At 71.1% G+C, this 16,938-nt stretch carries 15 protein-coding genes; 8 read left to right on the forward strand and 7 right to left on the reverse strand.

Features of this window, described 5'->3' with window-relative positions:
* Positions 1–97: 97 nt before the first annotated feature.
* Positions 98–1,135 (forward strand): LacI family DNA-binding transcriptional regulator, encoded by a 1,038-nt coding sequence (locus ABZ815_RS30105; RefSeq protein ID WP_357703781.1) that lies wholly within the window; start codon positions 98–100, stop codon positions 1,133–1,135.
* On the opposite strand, the gene ABZ815_RS30110 is transcribed toward ABZ815_RS30105, so the two are convergent.
* On the reverse strand, positions 1,136–1,582 hold the full coding sequence (locus ABZ815_RS30110) for a MarR family transcriptional regulator (protein WP_357703783.1): 447 nt from the start codon (positions 1,580–1,582) through the stop codon (positions 1,136–1,138).
* An 87-nt stretch (positions 1,583–1,669) separates the two neighbouring features.
* Here ABZ815_RS30110 and ABZ815_RS30115 point away from each other — a divergent pair, with 87 nt between their 5' ends.
* The 4 genes from ABZ815_RS30115 to ABZ815_RS30130 are packed head-to-tail and all read left to right on the forward strand — an operon-like array spanning position 1,670 to position 6,319.
* The gene (locus tag ABZ815_RS30115) at positions 1,670–2,485 is read left to right on the forward strand and encodes a crotonase/enoyl-CoA hydratase family protein (RefSeq protein WP_357703785.1); all 816 of its coding nucleotides are present in this window, start codon (positions 1,670–1,672) and stop codon (positions 2,483–2,485) included.
* On the forward strand, positions 2,482–4,461 hold the full coding sequence (locus ABZ815_RS30120; protein ID WP_357703787.1) for an acetoacetate--CoA ligase: 1,980 nt from the start codon (positions 2,482–2,484) through the stop codon (positions 4,459–4,461). Before ABZ815_RS30115 ends, ABZ815_RS30120 begins: the two co-directional genes overlap by 4 nt.
* Positions 4,458–5,405 carry a 3-hydroxyacyl-CoA dehydrogenase NAD-binding domain-containing protein gene (locus ABZ815_RS30125; protein ID WP_357703789.1) on the forward strand — a complete coding sequence of 316 codons (948 nt, stop codon included), beginning with the start codon at positions 4,458–4,460 and terminating at the stop codon, positions 5,403–5,405. The genes ABZ815_RS30120 and ABZ815_RS30125 overlap by 4 nt, the downstream gene beginning before the upstream one ends.
* Before the next feature lie 17 nt (positions 5,406–5,422).
* Positions 5,423–6,319, forward strand: a complete 897-nt coding sequence (locus ABZ815_RS30130; RefSeq protein WP_357703791.1) for an amidohydrolase family protein — start codon at positions 5,423–5,425, stop codon at positions 6,317–6,319.
* A 17-nt stretch (positions 6,320–6,336) separates the two neighbouring features.
* Here ABZ815_RS30130 and ABZ815_RS30135 read toward each other — a convergent pair whose 3' ends face one another.
* The 3 genes from ABZ815_RS30135 to ABZ815_RS30145 all read right to left on the reverse strand — a co-directional run bounded on the left by ABZ815_RS30135 (position 6,337) and on the right by ABZ815_RS30145 (position 10,904).
* Positions 6,337–7,131, reverse strand: coding sequence for a hypothetical protein (locus ABZ815_RS30135; protein WP_357703793.1), 795 nt, complete (start codon positions 7,129–7,131; stop codon positions 6,337–6,339).
* A complete protein-coding gene (locus ABZ815_RS30140; protein ID WP_357703795.1) occupies positions 7,128–9,263 on the reverse strand; it encodes a S8 family serine peptidase in 2,136 nt (711 codons plus the stop codon). Before ABZ815_RS30140 ends, ABZ815_RS30135 begins: the two co-directional genes overlap by 4 nt.
* Before the next feature lie 219 nt (positions 9,264–9,482).
* The gene (locus ABZ815_RS30145; protein ID WP_357703797.1) at positions 9,483–10,904 is read right to left on the reverse strand and encodes an MFS transporter; all 1,422 of its coding nucleotides are present in this window, start codon (positions 10,902–10,904) and stop codon (positions 9,483–9,485) included.
* 110 nt (positions 10,905–11,014) lie between these two features.
* On the opposite strand from ABZ815_RS30145, the gene ABZ815_RS30150 reads away from it, so the two are divergent.
* Positions 11,015–12,064 carry an AsnC family transcriptional regulator gene (locus tag ABZ815_RS30150; protein ID WP_357703799.1) on the forward strand — a complete coding sequence of 350 codons (1,050 nt, stop codon included), beginning with the start codon at positions 11,015–11,017 and terminating at the stop codon, positions 12,062–12,064.
* A gap of 903 nt (positions 12,065–12,967) precedes the next feature.
* On the forward strand, positions 12,968–13,099 hold the full coding sequence (locus ABZ815_RS30155; protein ID WP_357703801.1) for a hypothetical protein: 132 nt from the start codon (positions 12,968–12,970) through the stop codon (positions 13,097–13,099).
* Positions 13,100–13,555: 456 nt separating this feature from the next.
* On the opposite strand, the gene ABZ815_RS30160 is transcribed toward ABZ815_RS30155, so the two are convergent.
* The gene (locus tag ABZ815_RS30160; RefSeq protein ID WP_357703803.1) at positions 13,556–14,110 is read right to left on the reverse strand and encodes an ABATE domain-containing protein; all 555 of its coding nucleotides are present in this window, start codon (positions 14,108–14,110) and stop codon (positions 13,556–13,558) included.
* Between the two features lie 66 nt (positions 14,111–14,176).
* Between ABZ815_RS30160 and ABZ815_RS30165 the strand changes: the two genes are divergently transcribed.
* Complete coding sequence (locus ABZ815_RS30165) at positions 14,177–15,088, forward strand: NAD(P)-dependent oxidoreductase (protein WP_357703805.1); 912 nt, start codon at positions 14,177–14,179, stop codon at positions 15,086–15,088.
* Positions 15,089–15,111: 23 nt separating this feature from the next.
* Here the strand turns inward: ABZ815_RS30165 and ABZ815_RS30170 are convergent, their stop codons facing one another.
* Together ABZ815_RS30170 and ABZ815_RS30175 are read right to left on the reverse strand one after the other, a co-directional pair.
* A complete protein-coding gene (locus ABZ815_RS30170; protein ID WP_357703807.1) occupies positions 15,112–15,450 on the reverse strand; it encodes a hypothetical protein in 339 nt (112 codons plus the stop codon).
* 160 nt (positions 15,451–15,610) lie between these two features.
* Positions 15,611–16,915 (reverse strand): hypothetical protein, encoded by a 1,305-nt coding sequence (locus ABZ815_RS30175; RefSeq protein WP_357703809.1) that lies wholly within the window; start codon positions 16,913–16,915, stop codon positions 15,611–15,613.
* Positions 16,916–16,938 lie beyond the last annotated feature (23 nt).

A 16,938-nucleotide genomic window follows, 5' to 3' on the forward strand; every position in this document is an offset into this window, starting at 1 on the left:
TTGGTGAAGGAACGTTCCTGCACAAGACACTGAAGGAACGATTCAGCAACGGTCAGCGAGGTGGCGAATTGCCTGACATCCTGCAAAGATCGGACCCATGGAAGAGCCAGAGCGTAAGGTCGGCGCGCGCGTGCGCCTGGTCGACGTCGCCCGCGCGGCGGGGGTGTCCAAGACCACCGTCTCGGACGCGCTCAACGGCGCGGGCCGCCTCCCCGACGCCACCCGCGAGCACGTCCGGCAGGTGGCGCGCCGGCTCGGATACCGGCCGAACGCCACGGCGCGGCGGCTGCGCGCCGGGCGCTCACGCCTGCTCGGCCTCGCCGCCCGCGAGTTCGTCGAGCATCCGTGGTTCTACACCGAGCTCGCCTACTTCGCCCGGCTGACCGCCGCCACGACCCGCGCGGGCATGACCCACGGATACGGCGTGGTGCTGCTGCCCACCACCGGCCCCGACGACTACTGGACGGACCTGCCTCTCGACGGCGTGTTCGTGGTGGATCCGGTCGAGGGAGACCCCCTGGTCGGAGACTTTCTCGCCGCGGGAGTGGCCGTGGTCTCCGACCGCAGAGCCGTGGCGGGGACACCGTGGCCATGGGTCGACTTCGACTACGGCGCGGCCCTGCGCGGTGTGCTCGACCACCTGGCGGCGGCGGGCGCCCGGCGGATCGCCGCGGTCGGCGCCCCGACCACGGCCTGTTACCACCGGGATTCCGTCCAGGCCTACCTCGACTGGTCTGCGGAGAGGGGCCGCGTCCCGTTGCTGGCCCAGCTCGGCGGGCCCGGCTTCGAGCCGACGCTGGCCGCGGTGGAGAGGTTGCTGGGCGATCCCGAGCCGCCGGACGCGCTGGTCGTGCTCGTCGAGGTCAGCCCGTCCCTGCTCCTGGACAGGATCCGCAAGCTCGGCAGGTCGGTGCCCGGCGACCTGCTGCTGGTCTGCGCGACGGAGGACCCCACAGCGCCGTTCACGGATCCGCCCGTCAGCACGCTCAGCTTCCTGCCGGTCGAGACGGCCGACATCGCGGTCGGGATGCTCGTCGACCTCATCGAGGGCCGCGGTGTCGCGGGCGGCCGGCTGCTCCAGGCGAGGTTCGACATCCGCGTCTCCTCCGATCCCCGCTCTGCGCCGGGAGGCTGATCACTTTCGAGCCGGGCGCAGGGTCGTCCACGCCAGGGTGAGGGCGGTGCGGAAGGTGTCGGCCTGGTCGGGCGACAGGCCCGAGATCATGCGGTCCTCAAGTTCGGCGGCGGCCTCGGCGTGGGCGTCGAGGAGCGCCCGGCCCTCGTCGGTGAGGTAGAGCAGCAGTTCGCGCTTGTTGGCCGGGTTGGGCGAGCGTCGGATGAGGTGACGCCGGTCGAGGGCGCCGATCAGGTCGGCCATGGCCTGCGGGGTGACGAAGGAGTCGCGGGCGAGCTGGGCGGCGGTCATCCCGTCCTTGTGCCGCAGCACGGTGAGCGCCGTGTACTGCGGCGTGGTCACGCCCGAGTCGCGCAGCATCTCGTCCAGGCGCGACTTGATCGCCAGTTCGAGCCGTTTGACGGCGTACAGCAGCGACGGGGCGGGGCGGGGCGGGGCGCTGGCCATGACGAACAGTATCCCAGCCAGTCATTGACAGGAAACCTGATGATACTTCAGCCTTCTTCATCAGGATTCCTGTCAATTGGAGAGCCTGTGATCCCTCCCTGCCCTGACCTGCCCCCGTCACTGGCCCCGTCACTGGCGCTGGAGCGTCACGGGGACGTCGCGGTGCTGTCGTTGAACCGGCCGGCCAAACGCAACGCGCTGGACGAGGCCACGATCGCCGGGCTCGGCGCCTTCTTCGCCGCCCCGCCCCCGTGGGCCATGGCCGCGGTGCTCGCCGCCGAGGGCGCACACTTCTCCGCCGGGCTCGACCTCGGCGAGCTCACCGTACGAGACGCCGTCGGAGGCCTGCACCACTCGCGCGGGTGGCACGAGGCGATGGACCGGATCGGCCACGGCGTCCTGCCGGTGATCGCGGTCCTGAAGGGCGCCGTCATCGGCGGCGGCCTGGAACTGGCCGCGGCCGCGCACCTGCGCGTCGCCGAGGAGTCGGCCTTCTTCGCCTTCCCCGAGGGCAGCCGGGGGCTCTTCGTGGGCGGCGGCGCCTCGGTCCGGGTCTCCCGGCTGATCGGAGCTCAGCCGATGATCGACATGATGCTCACCGGAAGGGTCCTGACGGCCGCGGAAGGCGAGGCCCGCGGCCTGGTCGACTACCGGGTGGCCGAAGGCGACGGGATCACCAAGGCCCTGGCCCTGGCCCGGCAGGTCATCGGGAACTCGCCGATCGCCAACTACGCCGTCCTGCACGCCCTGCCGCGCATCGCCGACGCCGACGCCGAGACGGGGCTGCTCCTGGAATCCCTCATGTCGGCCGTGGCACAGAGCAGCACGGAGGCCAAGGCCCGGATACAGGACTTCCTCGACGGCAGGGCCGCCAAAGTCGGCCCTCCGGGAGCCGCCCGATGAGCACCCGCCTCCCCCCGGCAGAGCCGCTGTACGTCCCCGGCCCCGAGCAGATCGCCAGGGCGCACGCCACCGGCTTCATCGGCTGGCTCGCCCGCGAGCGCGGCGTGACCGTACCGACCTGGAACGAGCTGCGGCACTGGTCGGTCACCAGCATCGAGGACTTCTGGGCAGCGGTGTGGGACTACTTCGAGATCAAGGCCCACGCGCCCTACGACAGCGTCCTGGCCGAACCGGGCATGCCCGGCGCCCGCTGGTTCCCGGGAGCGACCCTCAACTACGCCGAGCATTGCCTCGGTACGCCCGAGGACGCCGGCCAGGTCGCGGTCGTCGGCCATTCCCAGACCCGGCCGCGCGTCGAACTCACCTTCGCCGAGCTCGCCGAGCAGGTCCGGCGTGTCCGGGCCGGCCTGCGGCGGCTCGGGGTGCGGCGCGGCACCCGGGTGGTCGCCTACCTGCCCAACTGCCCGGAGACACTGATCGCGTTCCTGGCCACGGCGAGCCTCGGCGGCATCTGGGCGAGCTGCGCCCCGGAGTTCGCCGCCCCCGCCGTGGTGGACCGGTTCGGCCAGATCGAGCCGGCCGTCCTGCTCGCGGTGGCGGGCTGCACCTACGGGGACAAGAGGATCGACCGGCGCGAGCAGGTCCAGGCGATCCGGGACGGCATCCCTTCGCTGGAGCACGTCGTGCACGTCCCGTACGGCGGGCTCGACCTCCCCGGCGCCTTGTCCTGGACGGAGCTCGCCGCGCCCACGGACCAGGCGCTGAGGTTCGAGCCGGTGCCCTTCGACCACCCCCTGTACGTGCTGTTCTCCTCCGGTACCACCGGGAAGCCGAAGGCCATCGTGCACGGCCACGGCGGCATCCTGCTGGAGCACCTGAAGAACCACGCCTTCCACTGGGACCTGGGCGCCGGCGACCGGCTGCTGTGGTTCACCACGACGGCGTGGATGATGTGGAACACGCTGGTCTCCGCGCTGCTCGTGCGCTCCTCGATCGTGATGATCGACGGCAACCCGCTCCACCCCGACCTGCGCGCGCAGTGGCGGCTCGCGCAGGAGACCGGCGCCACCCTCATGGGCGCCAGCCCCGGCTACCTGATGGCCTGCCGCAAGGAAGGGGTGCGGCCGGGTGAGGAGTTCGACCTGTCCCGGCTGCGGCAGATCGGCGTGGCCGGCAGCCCGTTCCCCGTCGAGGGTTTCCGGTGGGTGGCCGAACAGTTCGGCCCCGCCGTCCTGCTGAACGTCGGCAGCGGCGGCACCGACGTGTGCACCGGCCTCGTCCAGGGATCGCCGTTGCAGCCCGTGTGGGAGGGGGAGATGTCCGGGCCGAGCCTCGGCGTGGACGCCAAGGCGTTCGACGAGCACGGCAACGTGGTGGTCGGCGGCGTCGGCGAGCTCGTCATCACCACGCCGATGCCCTCGATGCCGGTACGCCTGTGGGGCGACGAGGACGGCCGCCGGATGCGCGAGACCTACTTCAGCCGTTATCCCGGCGTCTTCCGCTTCGGCGACTGGTGCCGTTTCTCCTCCCACGGCTCCTGCGTCATCACCGGCCGATCGGATGCCACGCTCAACCGCGGCGGCGTCCGGCTGGGCACCGCCGAGTTCTACCGGGCCTTGCAGGACGTCGAAGAGGTCACCGACAGCCTCGTCGTCCACCTGGAGAGCAAGGAGGGCGACATGGGAGAGCTGATCCTGTTCGTCACCCTCGCCGACGGGCTCGTCCTGGACGAGCCATTACGCGCCCGCCTGATAGCGCGTATCCGCGCCACACTGTCCCCGCGGCACGTGCCCGACGCCGTCCTGGCCGTCCCCGCGATGCCCTACGGACGAACCGGCAAGAAGCTCGAAGTCCCCGTCAAGAAGATCCTGCTGGGCGCCGCCCCTGACGAGGTCGCCTCGGCCGGCTCCCTCCTGGACCCGGCGGCGCTCGACGCGTTCACCGCCATCGCCCGCGACCGCGCGTGGCAGGCGTGAAGAGCCCGGCGGACCAGCCGGTCGCCGTCATCGGCACGGGCGTCATCGGCGCCGGATGGGCAGCTCTGTTCCTCGCCCGCGGCCTCGACGTCACCGCCTTCGACCCCGTCCCGGACGCCGAGGAACGGTTGAGGGCCGCGCTCGACCTGGCCTGGCCCGCGCTCACCCGGCTCGGCCTCGCCGACGGCGCCTCCCGCGACCGGCTCACTTTCACCGCGACCGCAGGTGACGCCGTCGCCGGAGCGCGGTTCGTCCAGGAGAACGGGCCGGAACGCGTCGACCTCAAGCGCACACTGCTGGCCACGCTGGACGAGGCGACTCCGCCGAGCGCCCCGATCGCCAGCAGTTCGTCGGGCCTGATGCCCAGCCGCCTACAGGAGATGTGTCCGGCTCATCCCGAAAGGGTGCTCGTCGGACACCCGTTCAACCCCGCCCACCTGATCCCGCTGGTGGAAGTCGTGGCCGGCGAGCGCACCGGCCTCGACATCACCCGGCAGACGATGGACTTCTACCGCTCCGTCGGCAAGCGGCCGGTGCTCGTGCGGCGTGAGGTTCCCGGGCACCTCGCCAACCGGCTCCAGGCCGCCCTGTGGCGGGAGGCGTACTCGCTGGTGGAGCGGGGAGTCGCGAGCGTCGCCGACATCGACGCCGCCATCGCGCACGGCCCCGGCCTGCGGTGGGCCCTGCTCGGCCCGCTGGTCAACCAGCACCTCTCGGGCGGACCCGGCGGGATGGCGCACACCCTGCGCCACCTCGGCCCGCCGGCCCAGACCTGGATGGACGACCTCGGCACGCCGCGGCTCACCCCCGAACTCGCCGACCTGCTCGTCGACGGCGTGCGCGACGAGCTCGACGGCATCGACCAGGAAGCCATGACGGCCGACCGCGACGCGCTGCTCGTCGGCCTGCTGCAGGCCAAGCGCCGGCACCACGCCCTTCCCTGACACACCGAGAAGGAACGATGATCTACACCCCGCGCATCGACCCGGACGCCATCGTGGCCCTGGACGTCCACGCCCACATCGAGGCCGACCACCACGGCCGCCTCTCCCTCGACGCCGAGCTGATGGCGGCCTCGGCGAAGTACTTCAAAGCCGGTCAGGACCGCACCCCGACGATCGACCGCGTCGCCGCCTACTACCGGCAGCGGAACATGGCCGCGGTGGTCTTCACCGTCGACGCCTCCACCGAACTCGGCCACCCGGCCCTGTCCAGCGAGGAGATCGCCCGTCAGGCGGCCGAGCACGCCGACGTCCTCATCCCCTTCGGCTCCGTGGATCCGCGCCGCGGCCCGGCCGCCGTCGCCCAGGCGCGGCGGCTCGTGCAGGAGTTCGGCGTGCTCGGCTTCAAGTTCCACCCGAGCCTGCAGGGCTTCACCCCCAACGACCCCGCCCACTATCCGCTCTGGCGGGCGCTGGAGGACCTGGGCAGCGTCGCACTGTTCCACACCGGCCAGACCGGCATCGGCGCCGGCCTGCCCGGCGGGCGCGGCATCAAGCTGCGCCACTCCGACCCGATGCTGCTCGACGACGTCGCCGCCGATTTCCCCGGGCTCACCATGATCCTCGCGCACCCGTCCGTTCCCTGGGTCGACGCCTCCCTGTCCATCGCCGGCCACAAGTCCAACGTCTACCTCGACCTGTCCGGCTGGTCACCGAAGTACTTCCCGCCGCAGCTCGTCCGCCAGGCCGCCGGGCCCCTGCGGCACAAGGTCCTGTTCGGCTCCGACTACCCCGTCCTCACCCCCGACCGCTGGATGGCCGACTTCGCCGCCCTGGACGTCAAGGACGAGGCCAAGCCCCTCATCTACAAGGAGAACGCCCTACGCGTTCTCGGCCTGCGCAGGGCGAGTCGATGAACGCGGCCCGGGTACGGTCAGCCGACTGCGTAGGCGCGGGTCACCGTCTGGGTGACGCCGTCACCGGCGGTGTCCTTGACCGTCGCGCGCAGGGAGACGAACCCCGACGAGCCTGGGTTGGCGACGGTCGCCGTCCAGCCGGAGGCGGCTGCCCGGGTCCTGACGGGCTGCCATGTGGCGCCGTCGTCGGTGGAGAACTCCAGCTTGACCGTGCGCACCGCGGCGCCGCGGGCGCCGGGGGTGCGTTCGATCCACATCGACAGCTGGGTTCGTGACCCGGGTTCGGCCCGGTTCGCGGTGTCGAGGCCTCTGGGCGCGTACCTGACCGCCATCAGCGGCAGGGGCGTGGCCTGCGCCGTACGGGCCGAGCGGAACGTCCAGACGGCGTCGACACCTGTGGACAGGGCGTTCACGGACATGTCCCTGTGCGAGGACACGGCGAGAGTGTAGGTGCCGGCGTCCTGCGGCAGCGTCGCGGACAGCGCGCACTGATCGCTGTTGCCGGGCGCGCACCCGGCGATGCCGCCGGTGGCGATCTGCCTGCCGTCGCGCGAGAGGGTCAGGGTGCCGGTGGCGGTGGCGTCCATGCCGGTCAGCTCCGCGACGCCGTCGGTGTAGAGCCGGCCCGCGAAGAACTGGAGCGTGTCCCCGCTGCGGCTGCCGCCGGGCGTGGCGAACGACGGGCCCGCGACCGCCGCGTTCCAGACCTCGGAGAAGGCCCGCTCGCGCACCGGGCTCGTGCCGATCTGCCGGGAACCGCCCGCCTGGAACTCCGAGGACCAGGCGAGCCCGGGGCTCCGGTAGTGCGTCATGGCGGAGGGCAGCGGGATTTCCCTGGTGGGCAGGGTGAGTGCCCAGATGCCGGCCGGGTCCAGCGGTAGGGGCTGGGCGCGGCGTCCTTCTTGTGCCAGACGCTCCAGGACTCGTAGGTGAGCCCTGGTTGCCGGACGGGAATGACGTAGTAGCCCTCATTGGGGTCCTGACCGGAGGAGTACCAGCCGTACTGCCATGGACCGTTGGCGAGGTGGAGGCCGAACTCCTGGTCGGCCGCGGCGGTGGGGGCGTCCACGGCGAACCGGATCCGCTCGCCCTCGCGGGCGTCGACCGTGATGCGCACGTCGTCGTCATCGACCGCGAGCGGCCGGTGTCCGGTCGTCAGGACGACGGGGTCGAAGTCGTAGATCTCGGTGTAGAGGTTCCAGGCGCCCTTCGGGAGCCGTGCCTTCGCCACCCCGTCGCGGAAGCGGAGGGTCCGCTGAGCACCGCTCGCCTGGTCGTAGACCATTCCGTACGCCATGCCGGCCGGAACGCCCGACCTGGCGACAGCGGTGACGGTGACGTCGTGGGACTCCGGTTCCACGTACGCGCCCGCCGGCGTACGGAGGACAGTGTCGCCGGAGGTGGCGGTGAGCACGCCCGGGTAGTCGCCGGCGGCCTTGCCGGCGACGTCGACAGTGAGGGAAAGGGACGCCTGCCCACCCGCCGGGACCTCCAGCTTGTCCTGCGGCAGCTTCAGCACGTCGGTGTCGGTCGTGAGGTTCAGGGTGACGGGGGTGTCCCCGTCGTTGGTGTAGGTGATCGTCCGGGTCGCCTGGTCGCCACCGGTGTGCTGCCACGGGAAACCGGCCCAGACAGTGGCGGGAGAGGCGATCACCGGCTGCGCCAGCGCGCGGGGCACGTCCACCCGCCCGGCGCCCTGATCGTAGAGGCCGGTCCCGCTGGTCGGCCTGGCGCTGTCGACCAGCGCGGCCTTGAGCTGCTGCCCGGTCCAGCCGGGGTGTCGCTGGGCGAGGATCGCCGCCGCGCCGCTCACGTGCGGCGCCGCCATGGAGGTCCCGCTGTGCGCCACGTGGGGCCCGTCTGCGGTGCCCTCGGCCGCTGCGGCGACGATGTCCACGCCAGGGGCGGTGATCTCGGGCTTGATCGCGTGATCGCCCGCTCTGGGGCCCTTGCTGGAGAACTCGGATACCCGGTCCGACCGGTCGACGGCGCCTACGGAGAGCGCGGCGTCCGCGGTGGACGGGCTGGTCACGGACCCTTCGCCGCCCTCGTTGCCGGCCGCCACCACGAAGAGCGTGCCCGTCCGTTCCGACAAGGTGTTCACCGCCTGCTCGACGGGATCATCGCCGGGCTCGTCCACCGTGCCGAGGCTCAAGTTGACGACCTTGGCGCGGACCTCGGTGGCGGCCCACTCCATGCCTGCCGGCAACGCCGAGTCGGCGATACCGTCGACGCCGCCCACCTTCCCCATGGCGATGCGGGCCCCCGGCGCGACGCCTCGGTACTTCGTCCCGGCCCCGGCGACGATCGAGGAGACATGCGTGCCATGGCCGACGCGGTCGGTCATGTCCGGCTCGTCGGAGAAGTTGCGCTCCTGGGTGACGACCCCCTTGAGATCGGGATGCCCGGCGTCGTAGCCGCTGTCGAGCACGGCCACCGTGACGCCCTGGCCGGTGACCCCCTGCTGCCACGCCTCGGTCGCGCCGATCTGCGCGGTGCTGCGATCCAGCGTGAAGGACCGGCGCCCGTCGAGCCAGATCTTGCCCTTCCCCGCGGCCGGCGTACGAACCCTGCTCACCAGATCCCTCCACGTCCGCGCGGCGGTGCTCTTCGGCACCCGCACCGCCGCCACGCCGAGGTCGTCGAGCTCGCGGGTCAGGCGCGTCCCGCTCAGTGTCGGGGCCGGCTTCTCCCCCAGGGCCTGACTGATCAGCGGGATCTCGTCCGTGTCGGCGTCGCCGTACCTCCATGCGAGAAGCCGGGTCACATCGAAGAGCCGATCGTCGAGCAGTCCCTCGCTGACGAGCGGGAACGCGTCCGCGGGGATCACGTAGAGGTGTCCGTCGCGCAATTGCGTCGAGTAGCGGACCTGCCGTCCAGGGGCGCTCTCCACCCGGTGGCCCCGGCCGCTGACCGTCACCTTGTCCCCGGTCAGGAGCGTCACGCTACCGGAAACGACCGGGCCGGATCCTACGGGGGCCTGCTGAGGGGCCGCGGCGAAGGAGGCTTCCTGAGCCGTGACGACTGCCAAGGAACCGGCCAGTACGGCGGTCACCAATCCTGTTCGCAAAGTTGTGAATGCCACACCCCTACTTGGGCGAACCGGCGTGAAGCATTATGAGACACGTCCGGAGGGGCGACACTCGGCGTCCGGCCGTTTCTGTTACTTCTGGGCGAGTGCGGCCTGCGATGTCTGCTGGTGAGCGGGTGCCGAGGCCGGGCGCCGTACCAGGAGGAGGGTGATCGCGCCTGCGGCGAGGCCGATCGCGCCGGCGGTCAGGAAGGTGGCGTTCAGGCCGGAGGCGTACGCGGCGGCCTCGGAGACGGTGTGGTCCAGGGCGTCTTGCAGCTTCGAGCGGAAGACGGTGCCGAGGACGGCGACGCTGACCGCGAACCCGAGCTGGCGGAAGGTGCTGACCGCCCCGGCCGCCATGCCGGCGCGTTCCGGCGGCACCGAGGCCATCGTCGCGGCCGTCACGTTCGGCACGGCCACCCCGACCCCGACCCCGACGACGACGGCTCCGGGGACGAGGGCGGCCCAGCCCGAGTCCCCGGTCAGCACCGCCTGGCCTGCCACGCCGGCGCCGACGAGCAACATCCCGAGGCCGATCGTCCAGCGCGGCGAGACGGCGTGCAGGAAGCGGCCGGACAGCAGAGAGACCACCAACGACACCGCGGGGATCGGCAGGATCACCAGCCCGGCCTGGAGCGCGCCGAGCCCCTGGACGGACTGCAGCCACATTGAGGTGTACATCAGGTACGCGAACGCCGCCCCCGACATCGCCAGGGAGGCGATCATGATTCCGGTGAAGGACGGGCTGCGGAACAGGCGAAGGTCCAGGATGGGGGACGGGCTACGGGCCTCGACCGCGACGAAGGCGGCCAGCGCGATCGCCGCGGCGGCGAACGTCCCGACAATGACGGGCGATCCCCAGCCGTCCTCGCCGGCCCGGGTCAGCGCGTAGACCGACGCGCCCGCTGCGGTGGCGAACAGCGCGATGCCCGGCAGGTCGATCCGCCGCGCGTCCGGGTTGCGGGACTCGTCCACCACGCGCAGGGTCAGCGCCACGGCGGCCACGCTGACGGGCAGGTTGACCAGGAACGTCGACCTCCAGCCGAGTTGCTGGGTCAGCAGCCCGCCCAGGATCGGCCCGATCCCGGACGCGGCGCCGTTGACCGCGCCCCAAACGCCGAACGCCACGCCCCGGTCACGTCCCTCGTAGGAGGCACCCACGAGCGCCACCGTCGTGGCGAACATCATCGCGGCGCCCGTGCCCTGGATGGCCCGTGCAGCGATGAGGGAGCCCACGTTCGGGGCCAGTCCGCTCGCCAGCGACGCCACGGCGAAGGTGACCAGGCCCACCACGTACACACGGCGGCGACCGAGCAGGTCGGCCAGCCCACCCGCGCCCAGCAGCAGAGCCGCGAGCGCCAGCGCATAGATGTCCATCACCCATTGGAGAGACGAGAACGACGCCTTCAGCGACGCCGCCATGTCCGGCATCGCCACCGTCACGATGTTGACGTCCACCAGCAGCATGAACGTTCCCAGGCTGACGGCGGTCAACGGCCCCCACTTGCCCATGATGATCCTTCCGATCGTTATGCGAAGACGCCTCAACGATCAGCGCAAATATGCAGGAAAGCCACTTGGAAGCCGTCACTTTCCTGCATTTCGACATCAAATAGGATCACATGGTGAAATCCGACGTCGCGGACGAACTTGATCGCCGCCTGATCCAGGCACTCCAAATGGACGGCCGCGCCCCGTTCAGTCGCATCGCTGAGGTCCTCGGCGTCTCCGACCAGACGATCGCCCGCCGGTACCGTCGGCTGCGCTCACGCGACATCCTGCGCGTCGTGGGCGTCCCGCCTGTCAGCTACGTCGCGGAGGGTCGGTGGATCCTGCGCCTGCGGTGCGTCCCAGGCGCCGCCCGGAGCGTCGCCGCCGCGCTGGCGCGCCGTCCCGACACCACCTGGGTGCAGCTCGTCTCGGGCGGCACGGAGATCCTCTGCGTCGTCCGCGCCCGGAGCGAGGTCGACAGCGAGCAGCTCCTGCTGGACCGGTTTCCGCGCGGCGCCCGGGTCGTCTCGATCGCCGCGCATGCGGTCCTGCACACCTACTACGGCTCACCGCACGTGATCCGCGGCCTCGACGCGCTGTCCCCGGACGAGGTCGAACGGCTGCGCCCCGCGCCTGCGCCGGACACCGGCGAGATCGACTCCCTCGACCCCGGCGACCAGCGTCTGATGGACGTCCTGGCGCGCGACGGGAGAGCGGGCCTGGCCGAGCTCGCGGCCGCCACCCGCTGGTCGCAGTCCACCGTCGCCCGGCGTCTGGAGCACCTGCGCGCGACCGGCGTCCTGCACTACTACGCCGAGTTCGACATCGCCTACGTCGGCCTGCGCAGCGTCGCCCGGCTGTGGATCACCGTGCCGCCGGCCGAGCTGGTGGCCACCGGGCAGGCCCTGGCCGAGCACCGCGAGGTGGTGTTCGCCGCCGCGACCACCGGCCCGACCAACCTGGCGGTCCAAGTCGCCTGTCGCAGCTCCCGCGATCTCTACCGCTACCTCACCGAACGCGTCGCCGCCCTGCCCGCGATCACCCATGTCGAGACTGCTCCGATCGTCCAGAACGTCAAGCGCGTCGGCACTCACCTCGACATCGGCCTTGGGATCGGCACGGTCGTCGGCGCCGACAACGATCATGGTCGTTCAGGCCCTTCATTCGGGAAGCCGCGATGAGACCTGAGCAGCCCCGCGTAGTAGTGATGCCGTTCGGTGCGGAATGTGGCGTGGTATTCCACGGTCAGGTGCCGGTGTAAATCACTGGTTTGCCTCGTGCGTGTCCGATCCCGGTCAGCTTGTGGCCTGGCCGAGGTCCTCCAGCGGGTAGATCTCCAACGGCCGCTGTCCGGCCGGCGTCGCAGCGCAGTCCGGGGGTACGCCGCCTCCCGCCGCCGGCCGGACCTACGTCCGCCGGGTCGACGACCTCGCGGGCCCCGCGCAGGTGGGCGCCGAGCTCGCGGCTGACCGCCGGCCTGTGATCCGATGAACGCTCCCCTGCCTGTCGGCGGGCGCCCGGCGCCACTGTGGAGGCCATGAACGATGACATGTGGCGACTGCGACGACTCCCCCGACCCGGCCGCACCTCGCGTGCTGATCCGGGTGCAGGGGACGGCGGCCGACGCGCGGTTCACCTTCGCGGCGGTGGGGCTGGAGTCGGCCATGGTGGGGGCGTTCCTGACCATCGCTGGTGGCGAGGCGGTGATGCGCCCGTTCCGGGACACCCTGGGCACCCACCCAGAACTGACGAGCAGCGCGCTTTGGCTCGCGGCCCTGGACGAGGTGACCTTTGCTGCGGAGGGCGCGGAGCCGGCCGAGCGCCCCCAGACGCGATCACGACCGCACCCGCGCGGTTCATGTCGTACCTCGCGGACGGCTTGGCCGCCATCAGGCGGTCATCAACAAGCGGCTCAACCGAGTACCGCAAGTCGGCCTACGGTGTCAGCGAGCCGCCGCCTCGGTCGAGGAGATCGCCGACCGGCTGCACGAGTACCTCGACGACGACGTCACCTACGCTCCCTACGTCATCCTCCCGGGCACCCCCTTCTGGCGTGGTGCCGGCCGGAGAGCATCAAGACTCGGATGCCGCCCGAGGGCGTGCCCGCCCACAGCGGCAGGCTGTTGCTCCCGGAACTGGACGAGCCGCTGGAGGTGCGGTTCTGGATCACCTCCGCCGAGGCGTCCGGTCCGGCACACTGGCGAGCGACGCATTGATCGGGCTCGGCGGCCGAGCGGGCGGGGTTCCAGGCGGGGACGGGCTTGAGGCCGATGGCGGTGTCGCAGTTGGCGCACACGTAGATGCCGTCCAGGTCCGCTCACCACCATGAACAAGCGATCAACGATGAGCAGAAGAGCGCCTGCCTGGGCTGGTCGGTTCGGTACGCCGTGCATTCCGTCGAACTACAGGGTCGCGATGACCAGCCCGAGCAGGAAGAGGCTCGCCAGCGCGAGAACCACGGAGAGTCGCATGAGTCAACCTTAGGTTGACGCTGCATCAACGTCAACCTAAGGTTGACGAACGTGGAGAGCCATGCCTGTTCGGCGCCTTCGTGGTGGTCACGGTCGGGCAGCAGCAGGACCACGCTCTGGCCGTAGATGTGGGTCGCCTGCTCAAACGGCGTCCTGCCGCAGAAGTGGTCGGGCTTGCCGGGCCTGATCGCGGCTGTTGGGTCAGTTCTCGGCGAGACGTGCCTTCTTGACCTTGTTGCCGCAGGTGTTCATGGAGCACCAACGGCGGTTGGCTCCGCGGCTGGTGTCGAGGAAGAGTCCCGCACATCCGGGGCCTTCGCAGTTCTTGATGCGGCTGCGGTCGGGGCCCCCGAGGACGTGGATGGCATCTGTGGCCAGGACCCCGAGGGCGTCACCGACAGGCGTCGCCGCGGTCAGGCGCCATCCTGCGCGATCGCGTTCGAGCGCGGCCTTCGCGTGCCCGGCGGCCGCGACCGTGTTGAGAGTGCGGACATCCTCCGAATCGGGCCGTTCACCTGCGGCGATCGCCGACCCGATCCGGTAGATCACCTCGCGCAGCGCGACGGCGTCCTTCAGATCGGCCGGCGACACGTCCGTGGCGTCGAGCCCTGTCGCCTGCAGCCACATCTTCAGTCGGGCAGGGTCGGTCAGCCGCTCGCGCGGCGCCATGCCGGCTCGATCGCTGACGGTGGCGGTGAACCGGAACGCCAGGACCTCGTTGTCCATGCGGAACACACGACGTGCGTCCTCGGCCATCCCACCTCCGCAGCAAGCGACGACACCTTCGAACCGTCTTAGCCGGTTCGACACGATGGTACCCCTATGACATCGTGGAACCACCTTAGACGGTTCACAGAGAGGGTTCTCCTCATGAGCGACATCGCGGTCATCGGTCTGGGCGCAATGGGACGGCCCATCGCACGCAACCTCTTGAGAGCCGGGTACGACGTCGTGGTATGGAACCGCTCCGACAGGCCCGCGGACGAGCTCGTCGCGGCGGGTGCCCGGAGAGCCGCCTCGGTCGCCGAGGCCATGCACTCGCCGGTGGTCTTCTCGGTCCTGGCCGATGACCGGGCCGTCGCCGAGACGTTCATCGACTCCGGCGTTCTCGCTCGGGCCCCGGGCGGGACCGTTCACGTCAACCTCGCGACGGTGAGCGCCGGCCTGGCCCGCCGGGCCGGCGCGGCGCACGCCGAGCACGGTGTCGGGTACGTCGCGGCACCGGTCTTCGGCCGTGTTCCGGTCGCCGAAGCCGGAGCGCTCAACATCCTCGCGGCGGGCGAGCAGGGGCTGATCGACCGCGTGCAGCCGCTCTTCGACGTGATCGGCTCGCGGACCTGGCGACTCGGCGACCGTCCGGAGCAGGCCAACGTCGTGAAGATCCTCGGGAACTACCTGATCGCCTGCGCGATCCAGTCCCTGGGCGAGGCCGTCAGTCTCGCGGAAGGCGCCGGTGTCGACTCGGGGCGGTTCGTCGAACTGCTGACCTCGACCCTCTTCCCGGGAGCCGTCTACACCGGCTACGGGGCGATGATCGCCGAACGGCGCTACCAGCCACCCGGATTCACTGCGGTCCTGGGCCGCAAGGACCTGCACCTCGCGCTCGATGCCGCGAACGACCACGACGTTCCGCTCCCGATCGGTGAACTCCTGCGGACTGTCTTCGACCAGGCCATCGCCGACGGTCACGGGGCGGACGACTGGGCGGTCATCGCGGAACGGCAGCCGCGGTGACCGCCGTGGAGGCGGCCGGGCGATCACGCCACGAGGCAGCTCTTCGCGTTCCGCGAAGTCAACCGAAGGACTTCCGAAGCCGACCACCAGGCCTTCTGGCGCCGTTCCCGGTGAACCGCGCGGCTCACCGGGAACGGGTCACGGGCTGGTGATGACGCCGCGGGGGCCAGGTCGAACCTTCCCTCGACGATGACGTTGTCGCCCACCTTGAGCCCGTCCCCGACGCAGCGGGGGTTGACGGTCGCGATGCGCAGGTGGTCGCGGTCCTCCAGGAGGATCGCGCCGCTGGTGTTGTCGTAGGTGGCGTCGGCCTGCCCGGTGGCGGTCAGGACGTCGGCCGTGACGTCCAGGGTGGCGCCCACGGGGGCGAAGGAGATGCCGGTGATGGAGAGGCCCCCGCACCGAGCAGGCCCGTGCCACCCTCCTTTTCAGCCTCGACCGCCCTCCTCCGAGGTGGTCGATGCAGAGGCGGGGCCGTTCGGGCGGTTCCCCCGTTCGGCCTCGCCAGGAAGGGCGCGGGGCTCAAGGCGCGAGGTTGTCGAGAGCGACCGAGTAGACGACCCGCTGATCTTCGCCTTCGGTCAGCCCCCACAGCTCGCCCCCGGTGCCCGAGTACCACAGCGACAGGTCCTCCGGCCGGTAGCCCCAGTTCGTACGGGCCGTCATCGTCATGGAGGCCAGGTCCACCGACGCGAAGCGCCTGGAGTACGGGACGTTGACGAACTTGCCGGCGCTCATGTTGACGTAGAGCCGGCCGTCGTGGAGCTGGACGCCTTGGACGTCGCTGATGGCGTGGGTCTCCGCCGTCGTGGGCGTGGTGGACTCCCAGGCCGCCGTCGGGGTCAGGCCGAGCCGGTAATCGCCGGTCTCGGCCGAGCGGAAGGCGTAGCGCGCGATCCGGGTGCCGTTCAGCGGCTGGGGCTGGCCGTTCAGCCATGTGGCCCGGTAGTCGCCCACCACGAGGGCCTGCCGGCCGGTGCTCGTCCGGTCCAGCGAGATGTAGTCGAAGTCCAGGTCGGGGCTGACGAAGTTGGCCACCTCCGGCATGACGTACTGGTAGTCGTCGAGCTTGGTCTGATGGCGGTAGATCCGGCGGGTGTCGAACACGCGGATGGCGCTGCGCTTGGCGCTCGGGGCGCCGGTGCCGTCGGGCCAGCCGGGGGTGGTGGCCATGAACAGGTAGGGGCCGCTCCAGGCCAGGCCGCCGCCGTGCCCGTAGATCCGGCTCAGGGTCCCGTCCGGACGGACCCAGACCGGCAGGACGGTCCGGTAACGCATGTCGTTCAGGTTCACCACCGACAGCCGCACCGAGTTGGCCAGCGAGTGGGTGGGCGGGTTCTGCCAGGACCAGCTCGTGATCAGCGCGTCCTTCGAGGTGGGCACCGGAGCGGCGTCGTTCCTCGCCTCACCGGAGGTGGCCAGGCCCTGCGGCACCCAGGCCGTCTCGCCCGTCAGGCCCTGCAGCTTGGCGTCCCAGCAGAACGCCCTGCCGACTCCGCCCGTCGTCGGCCCGAAGGACTGCATGCGCGAGGCGCAGGCCGGGTCGTCGGCGGGCGTCGGGAGCTGGGTCCGATCGTCGCCGCTGAGCACCTGGTCCAGAGTGGTCAGTGCGAACGCGTCCTCCATGGGCTGGGTGTACGGCTCGGCCCCGACCGTGAGCGACAGCCCGGTGAGCGCGTCGCCGGTCAGGCGCTTGAGCGGCGCCACCACCTGGGCCGCCGCGGCGGCTTCTGTGGCCGCGGACGCAGGGGCCGCGGTGGTGGGGGTCGCCGGCGCGGTGCTCATGACGGTGGCCGTCATCGCCAGCGCGATCAACATCTTTCCCAACGGAATCCTCTTCTCGCTGTGAT

Source organism: Nonomuraea sp. NPDC047529, assembly GCF_040642995.1.
Lineage (GTDB): Bacteria > Actinomycetota > Actinomycetes > Streptosporangiales > Streptosporangiaceae > Nonomuraea.